Raw genomic sequence first — 17,658 nt, 5'->3', positions numbered from 1 at the left:
AAGCGACCCATACCGAGAGAACCGGAATGTCGAAGGCTTCTTCCCTTCCCCGTCGCAGGCTTTTCGTGCTGGGATTACTTATCACCGCCGTCGCGGGGCTGGCCGCGATCGGCGCGTTTACCCGCCTCGACGCCGCACTGGTCGCCAAGCGCATGGGCATCGTCAGCCGTGTGCCAACCGGCCAGGTTGCGTTCGTTGCCATCGACAAGCAGAGCCTCGACAAGGTCGGGACCTGGCCGTGGGACAGAACCATCTATGCCCGCCTCGTCGATATCTATGCGGCCGGCAGGGCACGCGACATCTTCTTCGACATCGACTTCAGCGCCCGGTCGAACCCGGCCAGTGACGCCGCATTCGCGGCCGCGCTCGAGGCTGCTGGCGGCGGCGTGATGCTGCCGTCCTTCACCCAGCAGCTGTCGTCCGACACAAGATCCGACGCGACCGGGGTCAATCGACCGGACCCGATGTTCGCCGAGCATTCCTGGCCCGCAAGCGTCAGCCTGAGCGCCGACGCCGACGGCCAGGTACGCCGTTTCCCGTACGGCGAAATGCAGGACGGCGAGTTCGTCATGTCGGTGCCGGCGACGCTTGCGGGTATCGCCGACAAGACCGCCGCACCCCTTATCATCGACTTCTCCATCGATCCCGGCAGCGTATCCCGATACTCGGTGATCGACGTGCTGGAGGGGCGGATCGATCCCTCCGTCTTTGCCGACAAGATCGTCGTGACCGGCGCCAGCGCCATCGAACTCAAGGACAATTTCCTTGTTCCGGTGCACGGGCTTCTGTCCGGTCCGATGGTGCAGATCCTTGCCACCGAGACCCTTCTCCAGGATCGCGCGCTGAAGCCCCTTTTCCCCTGGCCGTCGCTCGCGTTCGGGGCGATCATTTCCTTTTTCGCGCTCTCCCCCTACCGGGCGCTGCGCCGCCAACTGGGCATCGTGGGCGCGGGCATGATCGTGATCGAAGGGGTTGCCCTCTGGCTTCAGACGAGCCAGGGCGTGCTTCTGCCGACGGCTGCGACGCTGTTCCTGCTGCTGCTGACGGCCGCCACGCGCATCGTCGAGGAGCTCGACCTGCGCAGCTGGCTGTTGCGTCTTGCCTCGGCCGATGCCGACAACACCCGCAACCTGCTCGGCAGGGTCATCAACGACAGTGCCGATGCCATTCTCGTCGTCGACGAGGATGGCCTGCTGCTGGAGCACAGCGCGCGGCTGGTAGAAATCCTGCCCGGCATTCAGGCGTCACGAAAAGGCGATCTCGTCGCCGACAGGCTTCCACCGGAATGGCTTGCCGGCATCCGGCAGGCGATCGCGGCCCTGCGTGACGGCCACGCGCCCGAGTCCGCGCTGAACGTGCTGGTACTCGGACCTGAAGACGGCGACCGTGTCATCGAATACACGATCACTCCGTCGAGGCTGACGCGCGCCTCCGGCCGCGGCCGGCGTCTCGTCGCGCACGACTTCGTCGCCTGTATCACGGCCCGCGACGTCACGGTCCGCAGGCGCCAGGAAGATCGCATCACCTTCCTGTCCGAGCATGACGTGTTGACCGATGCGCTCCGCTCATCCCCCTTCATCGCCATGATCGATGCGGCTCTTCAAACCCCGCCCCCGGCGGACAAGGGACATGCGGTGTTCGCCATCAACCTTCATCGCTTCAAGACCATCAACGCGACGCTCGGCCGATCCAAGGGAGATGCCTTGCTGAAGGCCGTGGTCGCTCGCCTCGAGTGTGTCGAGCCGCGCCTGTCCGAGATCGCCCGGCTCGGCGGCGATACGTTCGCCGCCTTCACCACTTCGCCCGTGAGCGAGACGGAGGCGAACGCAATCGCGGAAAAGATCGTCCGGTCGATCGGTATCCCCTTCGACGTGCTTGGCTCGAAAGCCCGGCTCGGGGCCCGCATCGGCATGACTTTCCAAAGCGGTCCGCCGCTCAGAGGCGGCGCCGCGCTGGTCGCGGAGGCCGAACTCTCCCTCGACCTCGCACGCCAGACCAGCGGCAACGGCGTCACGCGGTTCGATCCGGAGACCGGACTGCGGCATGCGGACGCGCGCCGCATCGAGGCGGAGCTCTGGCATGCGCTGGACAAGGGTGAAATCCACGTTCTCTACCAGCCTCAGGTCCGCCTTTCGGATCGCAAGCTCGTCGGCGCCGAGGCGCTGATCCGCTGGATCCATCCGAAGTTCGGCTTCGTTTCCCCGCAAGACTTCGTGACGATAGCGGAGGCCAACGGCTTCATCGAGCAGCTTGGTTGCTGGGTGCTGACGCGCGCCTGCAGGGATGCGCTTGGCTGGCCCGGCGAACTGACGGTCGCGGTCAATGTCGCCCCGCTGCAGTTCCAGCGCGGCGACATCGTCGGCGCGGTGCGCGACGCGCTTTCCCAGAGTGGCCTCTCCCCGAAGCGCCTTCACCTCGAGATAACCGAATCCGCCTTCCTCAATCCGTCGCCGGATGTGTTCGCCAAGATGGCCGACCTCAAGGCGCTCGGCATTTCCCTTGCGCTCGACGATTTCGGGACGGGCTATTCCTCCTTCGGCTATCTCGCCCGGTTCCCGCTCGACAAGATCAAGGTCGACCAGATGTTCGTCCGCAGCCTGATGGAAAACCCGGCAAGCCGGGCAATCGTCCATTCGGTCAAGGCGCTGTGCAAGGGTCTCGGGATCGCGATGATCTGCGAGGGGGTCGAAACCGAGGAACAGGTCGCGTTCCTCAAGGACATCGGCTGCGAACAGGGGCAAGGTTACCTGTTCGGGAAACCCCAGACGTCGTCCGACCTCATCGACATGGCCACGGGAGCAAGGGAGGCAATTCCCGCCTGACGATCACGCCTGCGACAGGTCACCCCCCTCATCGCCGGCGTACAGGGAGGCTACGCCCTGCATCCTACTTGGTCGCCTGCCAGCTGCCGCTGCCGCCGCCCCACTTGTTCTTGCCCGACCACTGGCCTGAGCCCGATCGACCGTCGACCCTCCCGCTCACCGTGCCGTTGAAAGGATAAGGTTTGACCTCGCTGAACAGCTTGCCTTGCAAGACACCCGTGGTCGGCGCGGTGAACGAACCGTCACTGTTGACCGCGCCCGAAAACCGCGCGGTAAAGGCGTCGCCTTCAAAGGTACCGGAAATGGAACCGGAAACCGATGCGCCGGATACGACGAGGGTCATGGATCCGGACGCCTGACCTGAAATGCGGCCGCTATATTGGCCGGCAAGATCGGCGGTGGCCGTCCGCGGCTCGACGGTCAGGCCGCTGTGGCCCGCAACGGCGGTGCGGTACGCCTCGAACTTGGCCAGCTGGTCCTGGTACTCCTTCGAGTTCGTGCCGTGAACCAGCCCGGTCGACAGGAGATTCGCCATGGCCTTGATGTGAATTGCATTGTGCGGATCGAGCACACCGTCCTTCTTCAGCCTGTCGCGGATCAGCTGGGTGAAGCGTTCGAGATTGTAGGGGTGCTTGGTCCACCAGTCCCGCCCGTACTTGCCATAGGCCGCGGAATCCAGCGCCTCCATCATCAGGCCGGCTTCGGCCTGTGCATCGGCGCGAGCCTTTTCCACGACGGCGGCAGACTGCTCCTTCTTGGTGCGCGCGGCGAAGGTCCGGAAAATGTTGTCGATGACTTCACCGTCGCTGGTCTCTGTCAACCGCTCGCGAACCGCGTCGCTGGGCTCCGCCGTCGCTTGGGCGATATCGTCGGCACGCTGGTCGGCGAGTTCAATCTTGCGATCGCGAATGACCGAAGCGTAGAGCGGCAGGGTTTCCAACCGTTCGCGGATCGCCTCGCGGGTATGTTCGTCGCCCTTGGCATATTCCTGGTAGAGTTCCTCGATGGTGCTGTCGACGAACTTGCCCTTGGCATAGGAGACCACGCCGGCCGCCGTCTCGACTGCAGTGAAGGCGGCGGCGGCGGGCGTCGCGGCGATGAAGGCACGGCCGAGATACTCATAGGCCGCCTGCGGGTCGCCGCCGGCGGCCTTGCCGAGCACGTCAGCCGCTTCGTTGACCTTGTCGATGTTGCCGAGCGCTCCGGCCATCTGCTGGCGCAGCGCCGGATCCTTGATCCCGTTGGCCAGCGTCTTGCCGAGCGCGACCGCGACCTCGTTGGAGGCAGCCTTGGCCTTTTCCGGGTCACCGCTTGTCATGGCGTCTGCGGCGTTCTCGGCGAATTTGTTGATTTCGTTGGCCGAAAGCGCCACCGTGCCGAGCTGTCGGGCGAGAGTCTTGTTTGCACCCGACTTGTAGAGCTTCTTGTAGAGCGCAACAATCGCCGCCTGCGACTGCGATTTCACCACGTCCTTGGCTTGCTGGTCGGCATAGTCGAGTGCGGCCTTCTTGGCATCCTCCTGCCATGTGGTCGGCGCCTGAGCACTTGCAGGCGCCACAGACGAAAGCGCGAAGGCACCGGCGAGGATCATGGCCCGAAAATCGAAGGGTAGCAGCGGTCTCATCTCGGCTTCACCTCCAGGTCGCTCAGATCGATATCGGCGAAAGGATCGCTGCCAGCTGCCGGTGCGACAACGGGAGACTCGCCTTCCTCGGGCGGAGCGAACGTCTCGTCCAGGCTCGCCAGCACCATCTCGAACAAAGGAAGGCCATCGCCCAGTTCCTCACCGAAGGCCCGGTAGGCGAGCGTCAAGCGCGCACCGCCACCGCGCGGCTCGTCGAAAAAGATCTGCCGGGCGCGCATGCGCCCCTCGCTCAGCTCCAGAACGGTCGCCGGCCGCCCAAGCATGACGGTGTAGTCGAGCGACGTCACCTCCGCGCTCGGCATCGGCCTGTCATCCGGCCAAAGGGACAAGGCGATCTGTGCGCCTTCGTCCGGCCGGGTCATGACGATGCCGCCGGCAATGTTCTCGTCCGGCCCGACTTTCCAGCCGCTCGGCACCGTGACCGAGATGCGACCAACCCAAGCCCGGCGCTCCTCGTCCTCGGCGCCGCCCTCGTCGGCCGTTGCTTCATTGACCGTCGCGACATCCTCCGTCGTGGCATTGGGAGTTATCGGCTCCTCGCCGTCCGGCCGGGGGACGATCAGCGGCTGACCGCTGTCTTCCGCTCCGGACTTACCTTCCGGGCCATCGATCGTCACGCTCTGAAGGATGCGGTCGAAGTCGGGGTCACCGCCGCCGAGGCGGAGACCGCCGGTCGCCTCGAAAAGAAAATGCAGCCGCTTCTTGTCGGCCCGCCCCTCGTCGAGGGTCACACTCAGCGTCTCAACGCCCTCGAATTTCGAATGGATCCACAAGGCCGGCTCACCCGCCACCCTGATCTTGCGGTTGGAGACGATATCGGAATAGCCGAGTAGCGGTTCGTCGGGGAACCACCACCAGACCATCAGGCTTCGCTTGCCGTCGGGAGCCTTGAGCACGAGCGTGTCGCCGTCGACCGATGCCTTCCAGTCTCCCGGCGCCTTCAGGGCGAACCCGTCGAGATCATGCGATCTCCAACCTTGGCCCACAGTCACCGAAAGCGCCTTGCCATCGTCGTCTGTCGCCCCGGCGAAAGGGGCACCCTGCAGCCCGGAGGCATTCGTCTTCGGTTTCTCGCTCTTGCTTTCCACAGACTCGTCCCCGGCCCGCAGCGACTGCGCCATGCGGGCGGCCACCGGGTCGAGCTTCGCCTTCAGGCTTTTGGCATAGCTGATCTCGAACGTGTGGATCACCGCCCCGGCATCGCTCAGCAAGACCTTGCGGAGGAAGAAGTCATCGCCGCGGAAACCGGAATGTAGATACCAGTCCTCGCCCCGACGCTTCTGCGTGACTTTCTCCCCCTCGCCGAGACCTGCGAGATTTTCCTCAATCAGTTCGTCGAGCGAGCTGTCGAACACGTTGTGAGAGGCGAAAACCATGAAGCGGGCCGAGCCGTCACGCGCCTCGAAGCTCCGCCCGTCGTCGTTTTCCGGCGGCGGCAGCATCTCGAAAAAGGGGGCCGAATAATCGATGCGGGTGCCGAAGCGGTCGTTGCGGTAGGTGATCCAGTTGCTCGCTGCGGGGTCTGCCGTCGTTCCGGCGGACAGGGTGGCGGGCGTCTTCGTATCTCCCGGCCTCACATCAGCAGATGTGGAAGGCGCCTCCCCACCGATGTCAGCCGCCGGTTCATCCGGCGACACCTTGGCAGGTGGCGGCGGCTCGGCAGCTACGCTGTCCGACGGTTCGTCTACAGGGCCGTCGCCCGGCGCGGCGCCGCCGACGACATAAGCGTCATAGGCCCAGCCGCGGGTGCCATCCTCCAACTCGACATTCAGCCAGCGGCCATTGCGGCCGATCACGGTCAGGAAAGTCCCCGGCCCCATCGGCAGGATCATCGGAAAGCGCGAACCGGGGCCGGTACGCAAGGCCAGGAAATTATCGCCGGCCGGATTGAGCCCGCCGACATAATCGGCATTCACCGGCGCCGCCCCAAGCGACGCTCCCAGCAAAGCCGCGAGCCAGAAGATACGTTGCCGATCCATCATGTCCCCTTCAGCCCGGAGCATGCGCCGTCCACGATCAGCGGACAGGGAACGACATTCCGGCAAACTCCCCGACAATCCGAAGTCACTATGCGCCTTCTCGGCCGACGACGATTGATTGAAGTCAACTGTCGAGGGCAGAAAGCCCGGCCGACATCAGGATCCCGGATCGCACGTGCGCGATGTCCCCGAGGCTCAGGCCTCGAGACCCTTCAGGACGTTCGCGACATTGAGGCCGATTTCGGGGACACCGTATCCACCTTCCATGACGGTCAGGATCGGCAGGCCGCTCGCGGCGATCATCTCGCCCATGCGGATATAGTCCGGCGACTTGAGCTTGAAGAAGCTGATCGGATCCTGCTCGAAGGTGTCGACCCCGAGCGACAGAACGATTGCCTCGGCGCCGAAGGCCGCGATCCGCTTCAGCGAGTCTTGCAGTGCGGCGGACCAGACCTCCCAGGGCGTGCCGGCCGGCATCGGGTAATTGGCGTTCAGGCCCTCGCCCTCACCCTCGCCCGTCTCGTCGGCATAACCCAGGAAATAGGGGAAGGCATCGACCGGATCGCCATGCAGCGAGGCGAAGAAGATGTCGCCGCGATTGTAGGTGATGTCCTGCGTCCCGTTGCCGTGATGGAAGTCGACATCGAGGATCGCGACCTTCTTCGCGCCTTGGTCGAGCAGGCGCTGGGCCGCGACCGCCGCGTTATTGATGAAGCAATAGCCGCCGAACAGATCGATGCCGGCGTGATGGCCCGGCGGGCGGCAGAGCGAGAAGGCGAAACGGTTGCCCTCGTTCAGCCAGTCGGCGCCGGAGATCGCGACATTCATCGAGGCGAGCGCCGCCTCGTAGGTGCCCTTGGAAATCGCCGTCTCGACCGAGTTTGCGTAATAGCCCACGGCCCCGTCGATATTGTTCGGGACGCGGTTGCGGCTGCGGCGATAGGCAAAGGCAGTCGGGATGGCCTCGCCCTTGAAGCCCATGGCGCTCCAGCGGTCCCAGCAGGTGCGCAGGAATTCTAGATAGTCGGCGCCATGCACCTTCAATGCGGTGGCAAGCCCGTGATCGCGGGGCGCCACGACGTCGGAAAAGCCTGCTTCCTTGACGGCCGCCAGGATCCACTCGGCCCGGAACGGCCCCTCGAAAGGCTTGACCAGCAGGCCGCCATGCAGCTCCGTCTTGGCATCTCTCAGCTTGTGGTCTTCGGAATAGATGACACGCATGTCGGTTACGTCCCCTTTGTTCTTGTCGGGCAAACGTAGCGTCATCACCTGCCGCTCCGCAAGACAGAGCGGGCCGGTTTTAGGTCAAATGACCAAATATCTTCGGTTATAGAAGTGCCGGTCGACGGCACCGCTTTCCGTCATTCGACGAGATTGATTTCCTCGGTCTGGCCGCCCTCGCAGGTGTAGCAGCAGTCCGTGCAGGTTTCGCCATTGTCCGGGCCGGTGCCCCAGTAGCTGCCCTTGTCGCCGGAAACCCAGGCGCCATAGCAGATCTGCTCGCCCTCGTTGCACGACAGCGGGATCTCCTTGGTCTCGCCGTCATCGAGATAGAAGACCTCGTTGCCGCCCGGCCAGACATGGTCGCGGTCCTGACTGTAGAGTTCGACCTCGACGGCATTCGGATGGCTGTTGCGCATGATGAAGGTCACATCGGCAGCAAGGGCTGGCATTGCGGCACCGGCAACGGTTCCAGCAACAAGAGCAAGGACGGCGGCGCGGAGCGACGCAGCAAGGAAAGACGACATGAATGAACCCCCGGTTGTCAGCGGTCCGCAGGCGCGAACCACCGACAGCCTAGCATGGGGTGACCGCACGACAAGAGGGCGGACGGAGCGTTTCCTTGAGCCTCTCAAGACCTCCGGCGTCAGCCGATCCTCTTGTAGAAGACCGTGGTGTCGCAATAGCGGCCGTCGGGAAAGAGCGCGTAGTCGGGGATGACTCCGCTGCGGCTCCAGCCGAGCTTTTCGTAGATCCGCTCGGCCGGCTCGCCGGTCGCGGTGTCGAGCACCAGCAGGCTGCGGCCCCGGCGGGCGGCTTCGGCTTCAGCCGTTTCCATCAGCGGTCGGGAAAGGCCCCGGCCCCGCGCCCGGCGGTGGACGAGCAACTTCATCAGATCTGCGCGATGCGGCTGGTTGGGCTTCAGTGCGAAGCCGATCTGCACGGTTCCATCGATCCGGCCTTCGGTCTCAGCGACGAAGAGCAGCACCTCGCCGCGCCCGACGGCGGCGGCCACGCCCTGCCAGAAGGGCACGGCATCCGCCGGCGTGAAGGGAGACATGAAACCGACAGAGGCTCCACCCTCGACGCAGTCCGCGAGCACGTCGCAGAGGTCGGGCAAGACCGCGAGGGTCTGTTGTTCGTTCAGCATGCGGATGGCGGTCATGGAGGCTCCGGTTCAGACGGGTTCAGCGGTGGCCGAGATCGATGATCACGGCATAGCGGGCCGGTTTGTCCGTCGGGTTGCGAAACCCGTGGACGTCGCCGACATTCATGAACAGGCAATCGCCGGGCAGAAGACGATGTACCGTGTCGCCGACGGTCAGGTCCATCTCGCCGTCGAACAGCCAGACATGTTGCCACTGGCTGCGGCTTGCCTGCTGGCCGGGAAACCGTACCTCGGCACCGGCCGGGAACTCCACTTCGACGACGTCGACGCGGCTGTCCGTTCCGCCCGGTGTAACGACCCGGCGGAGATAGCCGCTTTCCGGATCGCGCCAGACCGGCTGGTCGGCCCGCCGGGCGAGCGGCGGCGCCTCCGCCCCGCCGTGGGCGAAGAACACCGAGAGCGAGACGCCGAGCGCCGAACACAGCCGCGCCAGAAGCGCCGCCGTCGGGCTCGCCTCGCCGCGCTCCACCCGCGAGATCATCGCCCGGCTGACGCCCGACAGCTCGGCGAGCCCGTCCAGCGTCAGGCTGCGCTCGGCGCGCAACGTGCCGAGGCGGGCACCAATGCGGTGGGCAAGGTTCTCGTCTTCAGTTTCCATTATTGTAGAATTACGTAATCAGATATTGGAGTCAAGGCCGATCACAGCTGCGTCCAGGCAGCCGAGTTCATGCCCGCTGCTTGATCGGAAACCTGTCCTGCGCCCCACCGGAAACTGCGGAATGACGTCGCGTGCACGCTATCGCAGCCGTTTCCGTTCGGCTAGAAAAGTCGCTTCGACCGGCCCGCCAAGAAGGGCAGACAATCTCAACCCTTCGCGCGGCTCTTCCGGCGCGGTAGCCTTTTCCGGGATCATTCGATGACGACGCAGACCGTGACGACGACCAATTCGCCGCTCTCCGTCGCCAGCATCGTCCTGTCCATGACTGCGGTCGCGCTCGGAAACGGGGTGATGTCGGCCTATATCCCCTTCGTCCTGTCACGCTCCGACAGCCCCTCCTGGGCGGCCGGCGGTGCGATCACGGCGGTCGCCTTCGGCGGGCTCGTCGGCTGCGTCGTCGCCGGCCCGCTCATCCGCCGCGTCGGCCATGCGCGGCTCTTCGCGGCGTCGATGGCGCTCGTCATTCTCGGCGCCTTCCTGATCGCCCTCGGCGTCGACCCTCTTCTCTGGATCGTCGGCCGCACGCTCTATGGCGCGGCCGGCAACACCAATTTCATCATCGCCCAGAGCTGGATCAACCACGCCGCTTCGAATGCCTGGCGCGGCAAGGCGATGTCGTTCTTCTACATGGCCTTTGTCATCGGTCTCGGGGCCGGCGCCTGGGGATTCGGACAGATGCCGGCGGAGGGCAATCTCGCGCCGCTCGTCACCATCTTCTTCACCGCCATCGCCATCCTGCCGATCAGCCTTACGCGCCTGCCGACGCCACCCGCCCCGGCAAGCGTCAGCGTCGACATCAGGATGGCCTGGCGCAACTCGCCGGTCGGCTTCGTCGGCGTGCTGGCGGCCGGCGGCTTCTCGATGATGGTCCAGGGCTTCACTCCGATCTACGCGGCGGAAAACGCCGTTTCGCAGTCGGACATCGCGATGCTGATGTTCGTCATGCAGCTCGGCATGCTGTTCGTGCAGTATCCACTCGGCACGCTGTCGGACCGGATCGACCGGCGGTTGGTGCTGATCATCGCCTGCGCCCTGATCGGCGTCATGGCGGTGGCCGCATTCTTCGTCTCGTTCTCGAATTTGCTGTTGCTGATGGTCGTCTATGCGATCTGGGCCGGCGCCGTCGAATCCGTCTACTCGATCGCCAATGCGCATGCCAACGACCGCACGGCACCGCAGGACTTCGTGCCGTTGTCCTCCACGCTTCTCGTCGCCTGGTCGACGTCCGCGACGCTGATGCCGCTCGGCGTCACGCTGATCACCCCGGTCTTCGGCCCGCAGACCTTCATCTTTGCGGCGATGGGCCTCGCGGTCGCCTATGGCGGCTTCGTGCTGCTGCGGCTCAAGGGGCGCGAAGCGGTTCCGCCGGCGGAGCGGGAGGGCTTCGAAATGCTGAGCGCCCAGCTGCCCAATGCGACCGTCATCACCGATCCGGACAACGAGCGGGCCGACACGACCCGCTAGAGCGGCCCGAAAGCCACAGTTTCCGGCACTCAGGGTGAACAAATCCCTTTCTTTCCGCTTTGCGGGCTCAACCGCCGCTGCTATATGCGCAAGCCATGAGCACAGAGAACCGCACCCCCCTCGACCATATCCGCAATTTCTCGATCGTCGCGCATATCGACCACGGAAAGTCGACGCTCGCCGACCGCCTGATCCAGACGACCGGCGGCCTTGCCGAACGCGAGATGTCGGAACAGGTGCTCGACTCGATGGACATCGAGCGGGAACGCGGCATCACCATCAAGGCCCAGACGGTGCGCCTGCACTACAAGGCCAATGACGGCGACACCTATGTGCTGAACCTGATCGACACCCCCGGCCACGTCGACTTCGCCTATGAGGTGTCGCGATCGCTCTCGGCCTGCGAGGGCTCGCTGCTCGTCGTCGACGCATCCCAAGGCGTCGAGGCGCAGACGCTCGCCAACGTCTACCAGGCGATCGACAACAACCACGAGATCGTCACCGTCCTCAACAAGATCGACCTGCCGGCGGCGGAACCCGACCGCATCAAGGAACAGATCGAGGAAGTCATCGGCATCGACGCATCCGAAGCCGTGCTGATTTCGGCCAAGACGGGCCTCGGCATTCCCGACGTGCTGGAAGCGATCGTCCACAAGCTGCCGCCGCCGAAGAGCCCGGGCGGCGAGAAGGCCCCCTTGAAGGCGCTGCTCGTCGACAGCTGGTACGACACCTATCTCGGCGTCATGGTTCTGGTGCGCGTCATCGACGGCGTGCTCTCCAAGGGCCAGACCATCCGCATGATGGGCACCGACGCCAAGTACCAGGTCGAGCGCGTCGGCATCCTGACGCCGAAGATGGTGGCCGTCGACAGCCTGGGCCCAGGCGAAATCGGCTTTTTCACCGGCTCGATCAAGGAAGTGGCCGACACCCGCGTCGGCGACACGATCACCGAGGATAAGCGCCCGACCGCGGAAGCCCTTCCCGGCTTCAAGCCGGCGCAGCCGGTGGTGTTCTGCGGCCTCTTCCCGGTCGATGCCGCCGACTTCGAGGACCTGCGCGCCGCCATGGGCAAGCTGCGCCTCAACGACGCCTCCTTCTCCTTCGAAATGGAAAGCTCGGCCGCCCTCGGCTTCGGCTTCCGCTGCGGCTTCCTCGGCCTGCTGCATCTCGAAATCATCCAGGAACGCCTGGAGCGCGAATTCGACCTCGACCTGATCGCCACGGCCCCCTCGGTCGTCTATCAGCTGACCATGACCGACGGCACTGAACGCGAGCTGCACAATCCGGCCGACATGCCCGACGTCGTCAAGATCGCCGAAATCCGCGAGCCGTGGATCAAGGCGACGATCCTCACCCCGGACGACTATCTCGGCGGCATCCTGAAACTCTGCCAGGACCGCCGCGGCATCCAGACCGAACTCACCTATATCGGCAAGCGCGCCATGCTGACCTACGAGCTGCCGCTCAACGAAGTGGTGTTCGATTTCTATGACCGCCTGAAGTCGATCTCCAAGGGCTATGCCTCGTTCGACTATCACCTGAACGGCTATCAGGAAGGCAATCTCGTCAAGATGTCGATCCTGGTCAACGGCGAGCCGGTCGATGCGCTCTCCATGCTGGTCCACCGCTCGGCGGCGGAAAAGCGCGGCCGCGACATGTGCGAGAAGCTTAAAGAACTGATCCCGAAGCACATGTTCAAGATCCCGATCCAGGCCGCGATCGGCGGCAACGTGATCGCCCGCGAAACCATCTCGGCGCTCCGCAAGGACGTGACCGCAAAGTGCTACGGCGGCGACGCATCCCGCAAGCGCAAGCTCCTCGACAAGCAGAAGGCCGGCAAGAAGCGCATGCGCCAGTTCGGCAAGGTCGAGATCCCGCAGGAAGCGTTTATCGCCGCGCTGAAGATGAGCGACGAGTGAGGCTCGCCTTCTCCCCTCGGGGAGAAGGCGGCCCTTAGCGCCGGATGAGAGGGGGCGTGCCGCCGGTCGATCGCCGGTCTCTCCCACGACTCCGACGAGATCACCGCCGCCACCGACCTATTCCAGGGCTTCTTCCCGCTTACTCCGCCCCCGCCTTCGCCCTCTCGAAACGCGCCTCGAACTCCTGGCGCAGCGCCCGGCGCTCTTCGGCCGCGCGCTTGCGCCGCGCCTTCACCTCCGTCTCGACACTGAGCTCCGGAACGGCGATCGGTTTTCCCGCCTCGTCGACCGCGACCATGGTGAAATAGCAGGAATTGGTGTGCCGGCGCTCGCCGGTGCGGATGTTTTCAGCCTCGACGCGGATGCCGATTTCCATCGAGGTGCGGCCGGCGAAGTTGACCGAGGCCCTGAAGGTCACGAGTTCGCCGACATGGATCGGCTGGCGGAACACCACTTGGTCGACCGACAGCGTCACGGCATAGTGCTGGGAGAAGCGCGAGGCGCAGGAATAGGCGACCCGGTCGAGAAGGTTCAGCAGGGCGCCACCATGCACCTTGCCGGAAAAGTTCGCCATGTCCGGCGTCATCAACACGACCATTTCGAGCTGGCTTGGGTCATGGGCGCGATCCATGGGTTTTCCTTTGCAACGGGAACTTTCATGCCAGTCTAGGTTCCGCCGGCAAAGGTGAAAAGAGGGACGACAGAAAGGTCTTGGGCATGCTGCCCGCCAAGGTCCACGAACAGATTCACCCGAAGTGGTCGAAGATCACAAGGTCGACTTCGCTCCGCCCAAGGAGATAACCGCGAAGTTACACCAGACCGACAACCCTGCCGGCGAGACTGATGGCGAAGAAGACGAGGAAGCAGGCCGCGACGCGGCCGACGAGCGCGGGGTGGCGGCGGCTGACGGCGCGGATCACGGCCGATCCCAGCGCAAGCCAGAGGCTCGCCACCACGCCGATCGTCATGCAGAGCACGGTCAGGTAGGGCAGCGTCTCGGCGATCCCGGCTGGCGGGATGAGCGCCAGCCCGATGATCAGCGCCTTCGGGTTCATGACCGTCGTCCAGTAGACGCAGCGTCCCTTGATACAGGTGTCGGCCGCCGTCGGGGCCGGCGCGGTCCACAGCCTGATCGCCAGGACGAGGACCCAAGCGGCCGAACACAGCTTGACGAGATCCGCAACCACCGGCTGGCCTTCGAGGAAGGGGCCGGCAAAGGTGACGAGGGGAACGATGGTCGTCAGGTAGCCGGCGAGTTCGGCGCCCATCAGCGGCCAGGCGCGACGGAAGCCCTGCGACGCCCCCGCCACGGCCAGCAGCGTATTGGTCGGCCCCGGCGTTAGAAGCAGAAGCGCAAGCGCGATGGCAAAGGCGGTAAGGTTCACGTCATGTCTCCGCGGTCCGTTCGCCTGCACCATACATTCGCCCAGCGCCGGCGACTTGATCCCAGTCAAATTGGCGCGGCTGCAGGCTTCATTTCCGCGTTGCCGGACGCGCCGGATTGCCGACCACCGTCGCGCCCGCCGGAACGTCGCGCGTGACCACGGCACCCGCGCCGACGATGGCGCCGTGGCCGATCGAAACACCGGCCAGGATCACCGCCGCGCCGCCGATCCACACATCCCGGCCAATCGTGACGGGGCGCGCCACCTCGAGCCCCGCCGCGCGGCTGGCCCGGTCCTTGTGATGTTCGGCGCAATAGATCTGCACCGCGGGTCCGAGCATGGAACCGGCACCGATCATAACCGGCGCACTGTCAAGAATGACGCAGCCGGCATTCAGGTAGACGTGGTCTGCGAGCGTGATGTTGAAGCCGTAGCCGCAATGGAACGGCGCCTCGACGAAGGCCGCTTCACCGAAACCGGCAAACAGGCGGATCAGCGCCGGGGCGGCCTGACCGCGCTCCGCCGGCGCTAGCGTGTTGTGGCTATGCACCGCTTCGCGCGCCAGAACGCGCAGGCGGTCGAGTTCGTCATCGAGGCAGCTGTACCACTCGCCCGCCGCCATCTTCTCGCGTTCGCTCGGCGCCATGTCCGGCTCCTTCCAAACAATGTTGCCGGCGCAGCGAAGGCGGCGCCCGGCTCAGATCAGCGACACCCAGGCTCGGGCGATGGCAAGCCCCGCCGCATCGGCTTTCTGCCCTTGGGAAGCGGCGTATTCGGGGTGGCGGGAAAGCCATCCGGGGTGCTTGCGCTCGACCAGTTCGGGGAACATGCGGTTCCATTCCTCGACGACGCCGCGGTTCGCCTCGAAATGGAACTGCATGCCATAGGCCGCACGACCGACGCGGAAAGCCTGGTGGTGAACGGCGTCATTGGCGGCGAGGTGAACGGCGTCCGGCGGCAGCGTGAAGGTGTCGTCGTGCCACTGGAAGGACAGGAAGCTGTCGTCGGCGATCGCCGAAAGCACGGGGTCGGCCCGACCAGCTTGCGTCGGGCGGATCGCCTGCCAGCCGAATTCGGGGGCCGCGCCGATCAGGTTGTCGCCACCGAAGGCGCGGGCGAGCATCTGGCTTCCGAGGCATATGCCGAGCACCGCCTTGTCGGCCTCGCCGAAGGCCCGCATGCGCTCGGCCAGCACGGGGAGATAGGGATGTTTTTCGTCGTCGCGGGCATTCTGCTCGCCCCCGAGCACGACCAGCGCATCGTAATCCTCGACCGAATTCGGCAGCGGTTCGCCGGCATAGGCACGGATCGTGTCGATGCGTGCGCCCGCCTCGGCGAGCGCCACGCCCACCTGGCCGGGGTCCGAATAACGGGTGTTCTCGATGATGGCTACGCGCATTGTCCGTCCCTTGCCGACTCGCTCGGCGACGAGATGACCACGACGGGAAATCCTCTTCAAGTACCAGCGGCGCGGCTTGTGGCGCCACCGGCACACTTTCGGGCTCGCGCCTCAGAATACCTTCTTCAACCGAGCATCGACAGAGTGGCGGTTGCCGCCGCGGACGGCGAAAAAGACGAAGATTGCGGTCCAGAGGATCGACTTCTCGGCGCCACCCAGTCCTTCCGCCTTGACGATGCCATGGAAATAGACCGTCACCAGGAGCACGATTGCCGCCGCGAGCGAGGCCGGGCGGGTGAATAGCCCGATCGCCACCAGGATGCCGCCGAAGAACTCCGTCGCGGCAAGCAGCGGCGACCAGAAGACGCCGGGATAGAAGCCGAGGCTTTCGACCATGCCGACCGCACCGAAGGGGTTCATGATCTTTCCGTAGCCGTGGGTGACGAGGAGCAGGCCGGCAACCACCCTCAGGATCGTCTCGACGCTTTCGTGGCCGGCGGAATAGAGCGGCGCGACCTGGGGAACGATCAGACGGTTGCGGTCGATGGGGGTGGACATGCTATCACTCCTTGTTTGCTTCTCGCCCGTCATCGCCTTATCGCCGCGACGGCTCAAGCGTCGGGCAATGATAACCTGATGAATTCAGCTGACTTTTTCGTGATGATTGAGACGAACGGAACTGAGGCATGAACGACAAGCCACGCATCACCATTCTCTACTGCACCCAGTGCAACTGGCTTCTGAGGGCCGGCTGGATGGCCCAGGAGCTCCTGCAGACCTTCGGCGACAGCCTCGGCGAGGTTGCCCTTCTGCCCGGTACGGGCGGAAATTTCGAGATCCGTGTGGATGGCGCACTGATCTGGGAACGCAAGCGCGATGGCGGCTTTCCCGGTCCCAAGGAACTCAAGCAGAAGGTGCGCGACGTGATCGAGCCGGAGCGCGATCTCGGCCATGTCGACCGGCATGCGTCCGCACCGAAAAAGGAAGACTGAAACGCAGAGGGCGGGGATCTCTCCCCGCCCGAAGCCTTTGCCGATTTCGCTCAGTAGTAGGGCGAACGGCAGATCTTGAAGTAGCCGCTCGACGACAGGAAGCGGTTGGTCTCCGGATTGTACGAGCGGTAGCGGTTGAAGCACCACTGCACATGCCGGTCCCAGCTGCGCCCGCCATAGACCGGCGGTGGCGACGGAGGCGGCCGGCGGTAGATCGGCGGCGGCGGGGGCGGCGGCCGGTGGTAGCCGTCATCCCATCCAGGAGGCGCTCCCCACGGCGGCGGGGGCGGCGGCCGGCGATAGATCGGCGGCGGTGGCGGTCGACGGATGTCGTAGCAGCCATAGGGGTCGCAGAAGACCTCGACGTTCACCACGTCGGAGGTTTCCGCAGCCGGCCGAAGCGACGGCGAGATCCCGGTCGCGGCCTCTGCCTGAGCGCCGAGCAGGCTTCCAAGGCCGATCAGCGAGCTCATTAGAAATGTGCCCAGTTTTTTCATGCGCTCCTCCAGGAGATAGAGCATTCGGCCTAGCGGGAGGACCATCCTCCCTTGCGCGGCGTTTTCGCGACCTGCCATCCCGGACGCCTTCGACCCGAAGGTCGACGGATCATGCGAAACGACGAAATCCCCTTGATCTTCCTAGAGATCATGGCAATTCCAAGACGCCCTCGCCTGCGTTCCGGCTTGTCGCTTGGCTCATCCTATCCCCACTTCCGGGAACTTCCGCAAGGATAAAAAGCGGGGTTTGCAAAGGGTCGGAGACGGTTCGACACGAAAACTTCAAAAACCCGGTTGACAGCCGGAGTCGGCCCCTTTAAACGGCTCTTCGTCGCCCAGATGGCGGAATTGGTAGACGCGCCAGCTTCAGGTGCTGGTACCCGAAAGGGTGTGGAGGTTCGAGTCCTCTTCTGGGCACCAAATTCCCGTTTCAGACCGTCCCAGACGGTTCTGAAGCAAAGCAAAAAGCCCGGTTCGCCGGGCTTTTTTGTTGCCTGAGATTCTGCCGA

16 protein-coding genes and 1 tRNA gene are annotated in these 17,658 nt (G+C 64.7%); 5 read left to right on the top strand and 12 right to left on the bottom strand.

The window, feature by feature from the left end:
• The first annotated feature begins 65 nt into the window (after positions 1-65).
• Positions 66-2,822, top strand: a complete 2,757-nt coding sequence (locus ACX93L_RS07965; protein ID WP_459404358.1) for an EAL domain-containing protein — start codon at positions 66-68, stop codon at positions 2,820-2,822.
• Between the two features lie 64 nt (positions 2,823-2,886).
• On the opposite strand, the gene ACX93L_RS07960 is transcribed toward ACX93L_RS07965, so the two are convergent.
• The 6 genes from ACX93L_RS07960 to ACX93L_RS07935 form a co-directional block, all read right to left on the bottom strand.
• The gene (locus ACX93L_RS07960; protein ID WP_459404357.1) at positions 2,887-4,446 is read right to left on the bottom strand and encodes a hypothetical protein; all 1,560 of its coding nucleotides are present in this window, start codon (positions 4,444-4,446) and stop codon (positions 2,887-2,889) included.
• Entirely contained in the window at positions 4,443-6,446 is a 2,004-nt protein-coding gene (locus ACX93L_RS07955) for an SH3 domain-containing protein (protein WP_459404356.1), read from the bottom strand. Before ACX93L_RS07955 ends, ACX93L_RS07960 begins: the two co-directional genes overlap by 4 nt.
• 195 nt (positions 6,447-6,641) lie before the next feature.
• Complete coding sequence (locus ACX93L_RS07950; protein WP_459405349.1) at positions 6,642-7,667, bottom strand: histone deacetylase family protein; 1,026 nt, start codon at positions 7,665-7,667, stop codon at positions 6,642-6,644.
• A 140-nt stretch (positions 7,668-7,807) separates the two neighbouring features.
• Positions 7,808-8,194 (bottom strand): hypothetical protein, encoded by a 387-nt coding sequence (locus ACX93L_RS07945; RefSeq protein ID WP_459404355.1) that lies wholly within the window; start codon positions 8,192-8,194, stop codon positions 7,808-7,810.
• A gap of 119 nt (positions 8,195-8,313) precedes the next feature.
• Positions 8,314-8,832 carry a GNAT family N-acetyltransferase gene (locus ACX93L_RS07940; protein ID WP_459404354.1) on the bottom strand — a complete coding sequence of 173 codons (519 nt, stop codon included), beginning with the start codon at positions 8,830-8,832 and terminating at the stop codon, positions 8,314-8,316.
• A gap of 22 nt (positions 8,833-8,854) precedes the next feature.
• Entirely contained in the window at positions 8,855-9,433 is a 579-nt protein-coding gene (locus ACX93L_RS07935) for a helix-turn-helix domain-containing protein (RefSeq protein WP_459404353.1), read from the bottom strand.
• Positions 9,434-9,691: 258 nt separating this feature from the next.
• Here ACX93L_RS07935 and ACX93L_RS07930 point away from each other — a divergent pair, with 258 nt between their 5' ends.
• Together ACX93L_RS07930 and lepA are read left to right on the top strand one after the other, a co-directional pair.
• Positions 9,692-10,957: an MFS transporter gene (locus ACX93L_RS07930; RefSeq protein ID WP_459404352.1), complete on the top strand. Its 1,266-nt coding sequence runs from the start codon at positions 9,692-9,694 to the stop codon at positions 10,955-10,957.
• Between the two features lie 95 nt (positions 10,958-11,052).
• Complete coding sequence (lepA, locus tag ACX93L_RS07925; RefSeq protein WP_459404351.1) at positions 11,053-12,876, top strand: translation elongation factor 4; 1,824 nt, start codon at positions 11,053-11,055, stop codon at positions 12,874-12,876.
• A gap of 139 nt (positions 12,877-13,015) precedes the next feature.
• Here lepA and ACX93L_RS07920 read toward each other — a convergent pair whose 3' ends face one another.
• The 5 genes from ACX93L_RS07920 to ACX93L_RS07900 form a co-directional block, all read right to left on the bottom strand.
• Entirely contained in the window at positions 13,016-13,507 is a 492-nt protein-coding gene (locus ACX93L_RS07920) for an acyl-CoA thioesterase (protein ID WP_459404350.1), read from the bottom strand.
• Positions 13,508-13,685: 178 nt separating this feature from the next.
• Positions 13,686-14,261, bottom strand: coding sequence for a LysE family translocator (locus ACX93L_RS07915; protein ID WP_459404349.1), 576 nt, complete (start codon positions 14,259-14,261; stop codon positions 13,686-13,688).
• An 88-nt stretch (positions 14,262-14,349) separates the two neighbouring features.
• The gene (locus ACX93L_RS07910) at positions 14,350-14,907 is read right to left on the bottom strand and encodes a sugar O-acetyltransferase (RefSeq protein ID WP_459404348.1); all 558 of its coding nucleotides are present in this window, start codon (positions 14,905-14,907) and stop codon (positions 14,350-14,352) included.
• A 51-nt stretch (positions 14,908-14,958) separates the two neighbouring features.
• Positions 14,959-15,660, bottom strand: a complete 702-nt coding sequence (locus ACX93L_RS07905; protein ID WP_459404347.1) for a type 1 glutamine amidotransferase — start codon at positions 15,658-15,660, stop codon at positions 14,959-14,961.
• Positions 15,661-15,771: 111 nt separating this feature from the next.
• A complete protein-coding gene (locus ACX93L_RS07900) occupies positions 15,772-16,218 on the bottom strand; it encodes a DoxX family protein (protein ID WP_459404346.1) in 447 nt (148 codons plus the stop codon).
• Positions 16,219-16,346: 128 nt separating this feature from the next.
• Here ACX93L_RS07900 and ACX93L_RS07895 point away from each other — a divergent pair, with 128 nt between their 5' ends.
• Positions 16,347-16,652 carry an Rdx family protein gene (locus tag ACX93L_RS07895; protein WP_459404345.1) on the top strand — a complete coding sequence of 102 codons (306 nt, stop codon included), beginning with the start codon at positions 16,347-16,349 and terminating at the stop codon, positions 16,650-16,652.
• A 50-nt stretch (positions 16,653-16,702) separates the two neighbouring features.
• On the opposite strand, the gene ACX93L_RS07890 is transcribed toward ACX93L_RS07895, so the two are convergent.
• A complete protein-coding gene (locus tag ACX93L_RS07890) occupies positions 16,703-17,149 on the bottom strand; it encodes a BA14K family protein (RefSeq protein WP_459404344.1) in 447 nt (148 codons plus the stop codon).
• A gap of 333 nt (positions 17,150-17,482) precedes the next feature.
• Between ACX93L_RS07890 and ACX93L_RS07885 the strand changes: the two genes are divergently transcribed.
• Positions 17,483-17,569, top strand: a tRNA-Leu gene (locus ACX93L_RS07885).
• The last annotated feature ends 89 nt before the right edge of the window (positions 17,570-17,658 follow it).

Source organism: Rhizobium sp. CAU 1783 (genome assembly GCF_054551725.1).
This window is presented reverse-complemented; position numbering and strand designations above follow the sequence as displayed.

Bases quoted from the DNA above. Each gene is read 5' to 3' on its own strand.
- ACX93L_RS07890 (WP_459404344.1), bottom strand. From the start codon at position 17,149: ATGAAAAAACTGGGCACATTTCTAATGAGCTCGCTGATCGGCCTTGGA.
- ACX93L_RS07945 (WP_459404355.1), bottom strand. From the start codon at position 8,194: ATGTCGTCTTTCCTTGCTGCGTCGCTCCGCGCCGCCGTCCTTGCTCTT.
- lepA (WP_459404351.1), top strand. From the start codon at position 11,053: ATGAGCACAGAGAACCGCACCCCCCTCGACCATATCCGCAATTTCTCG.
- ACX93L_RS07905 (WP_459404347.1), bottom strand. From the start codon at position 15,660: ATGCGCGTAGCCATCATCGAGAACACCCGTTATTCGGACCCCGGCCAG.
- ACX93L_RS07920 (WP_459404350.1), bottom strand. From the start codon at position 13,507: ATGGATCGCGCCCATGACCCAAGCCAGCTCGAAATGGTCGTGTTGATG.
- ACX93L_RS07960 (WP_459404357.1), bottom strand. From the start codon at position 4,446: ATGAGACCGCTGCTACCCTTCGATTTTCGGGCCATGATCCTCGCCGGT.
- ACX93L_RS07910 (WP_459404348.1), bottom strand. From the start codon at position 14,907: ATGGCGCCGAGCGAACGCGAGAAGATGGCGGCGGGCGAGTGGTACAGC.
- ACX93L_RS07900 (WP_459404346.1), bottom strand. From the start codon at position 16,218: ATGTCCACCCCCATCGACCGCAACCGTCTGATCGTTCCCCAGGTCGCG.
- ACX93L_RS07930 (WP_459404352.1), top strand. From the start codon at position 9,692: ATGACGACGCAGACCGTGACGACGACCAATTCGCCGCTCTCCGTCGCC.
- ACX93L_RS07935 (WP_459404353.1), bottom strand. From the start codon at position 9,433: ATGGAAACTGAAGACGAGAACCTTGCCCACCGCATTGGTGCCCGCCTC.
- ACX93L_RS07940 (WP_459404354.1), bottom strand. From the start codon at position 8,832: ATGACCGCCATCCGCATGCTGAACGAACAACAGACCCTCGCGGTCTTG.
- ACX93L_RS07955 (WP_459404356.1), bottom strand. From the start codon at position 6,446: ATGGATCGGCAACGTATCTTCTGGCTCGCGGCTTTGCTGGGAGCGTCG.
- ACX93L_RS07895 (WP_459404345.1), top strand. From the start codon at position 16,347: ATGAACGACAAGCCACGCATCACCATTCTCTACTGCACCCAGTGCAAC.
- ACX93L_RS07950 (WP_459405349.1), bottom strand. From the start codon at position 7,667: ATGCGTGTCATCTATTCCGAAGACCACAAGCTGAGAGATGCCAAGACG.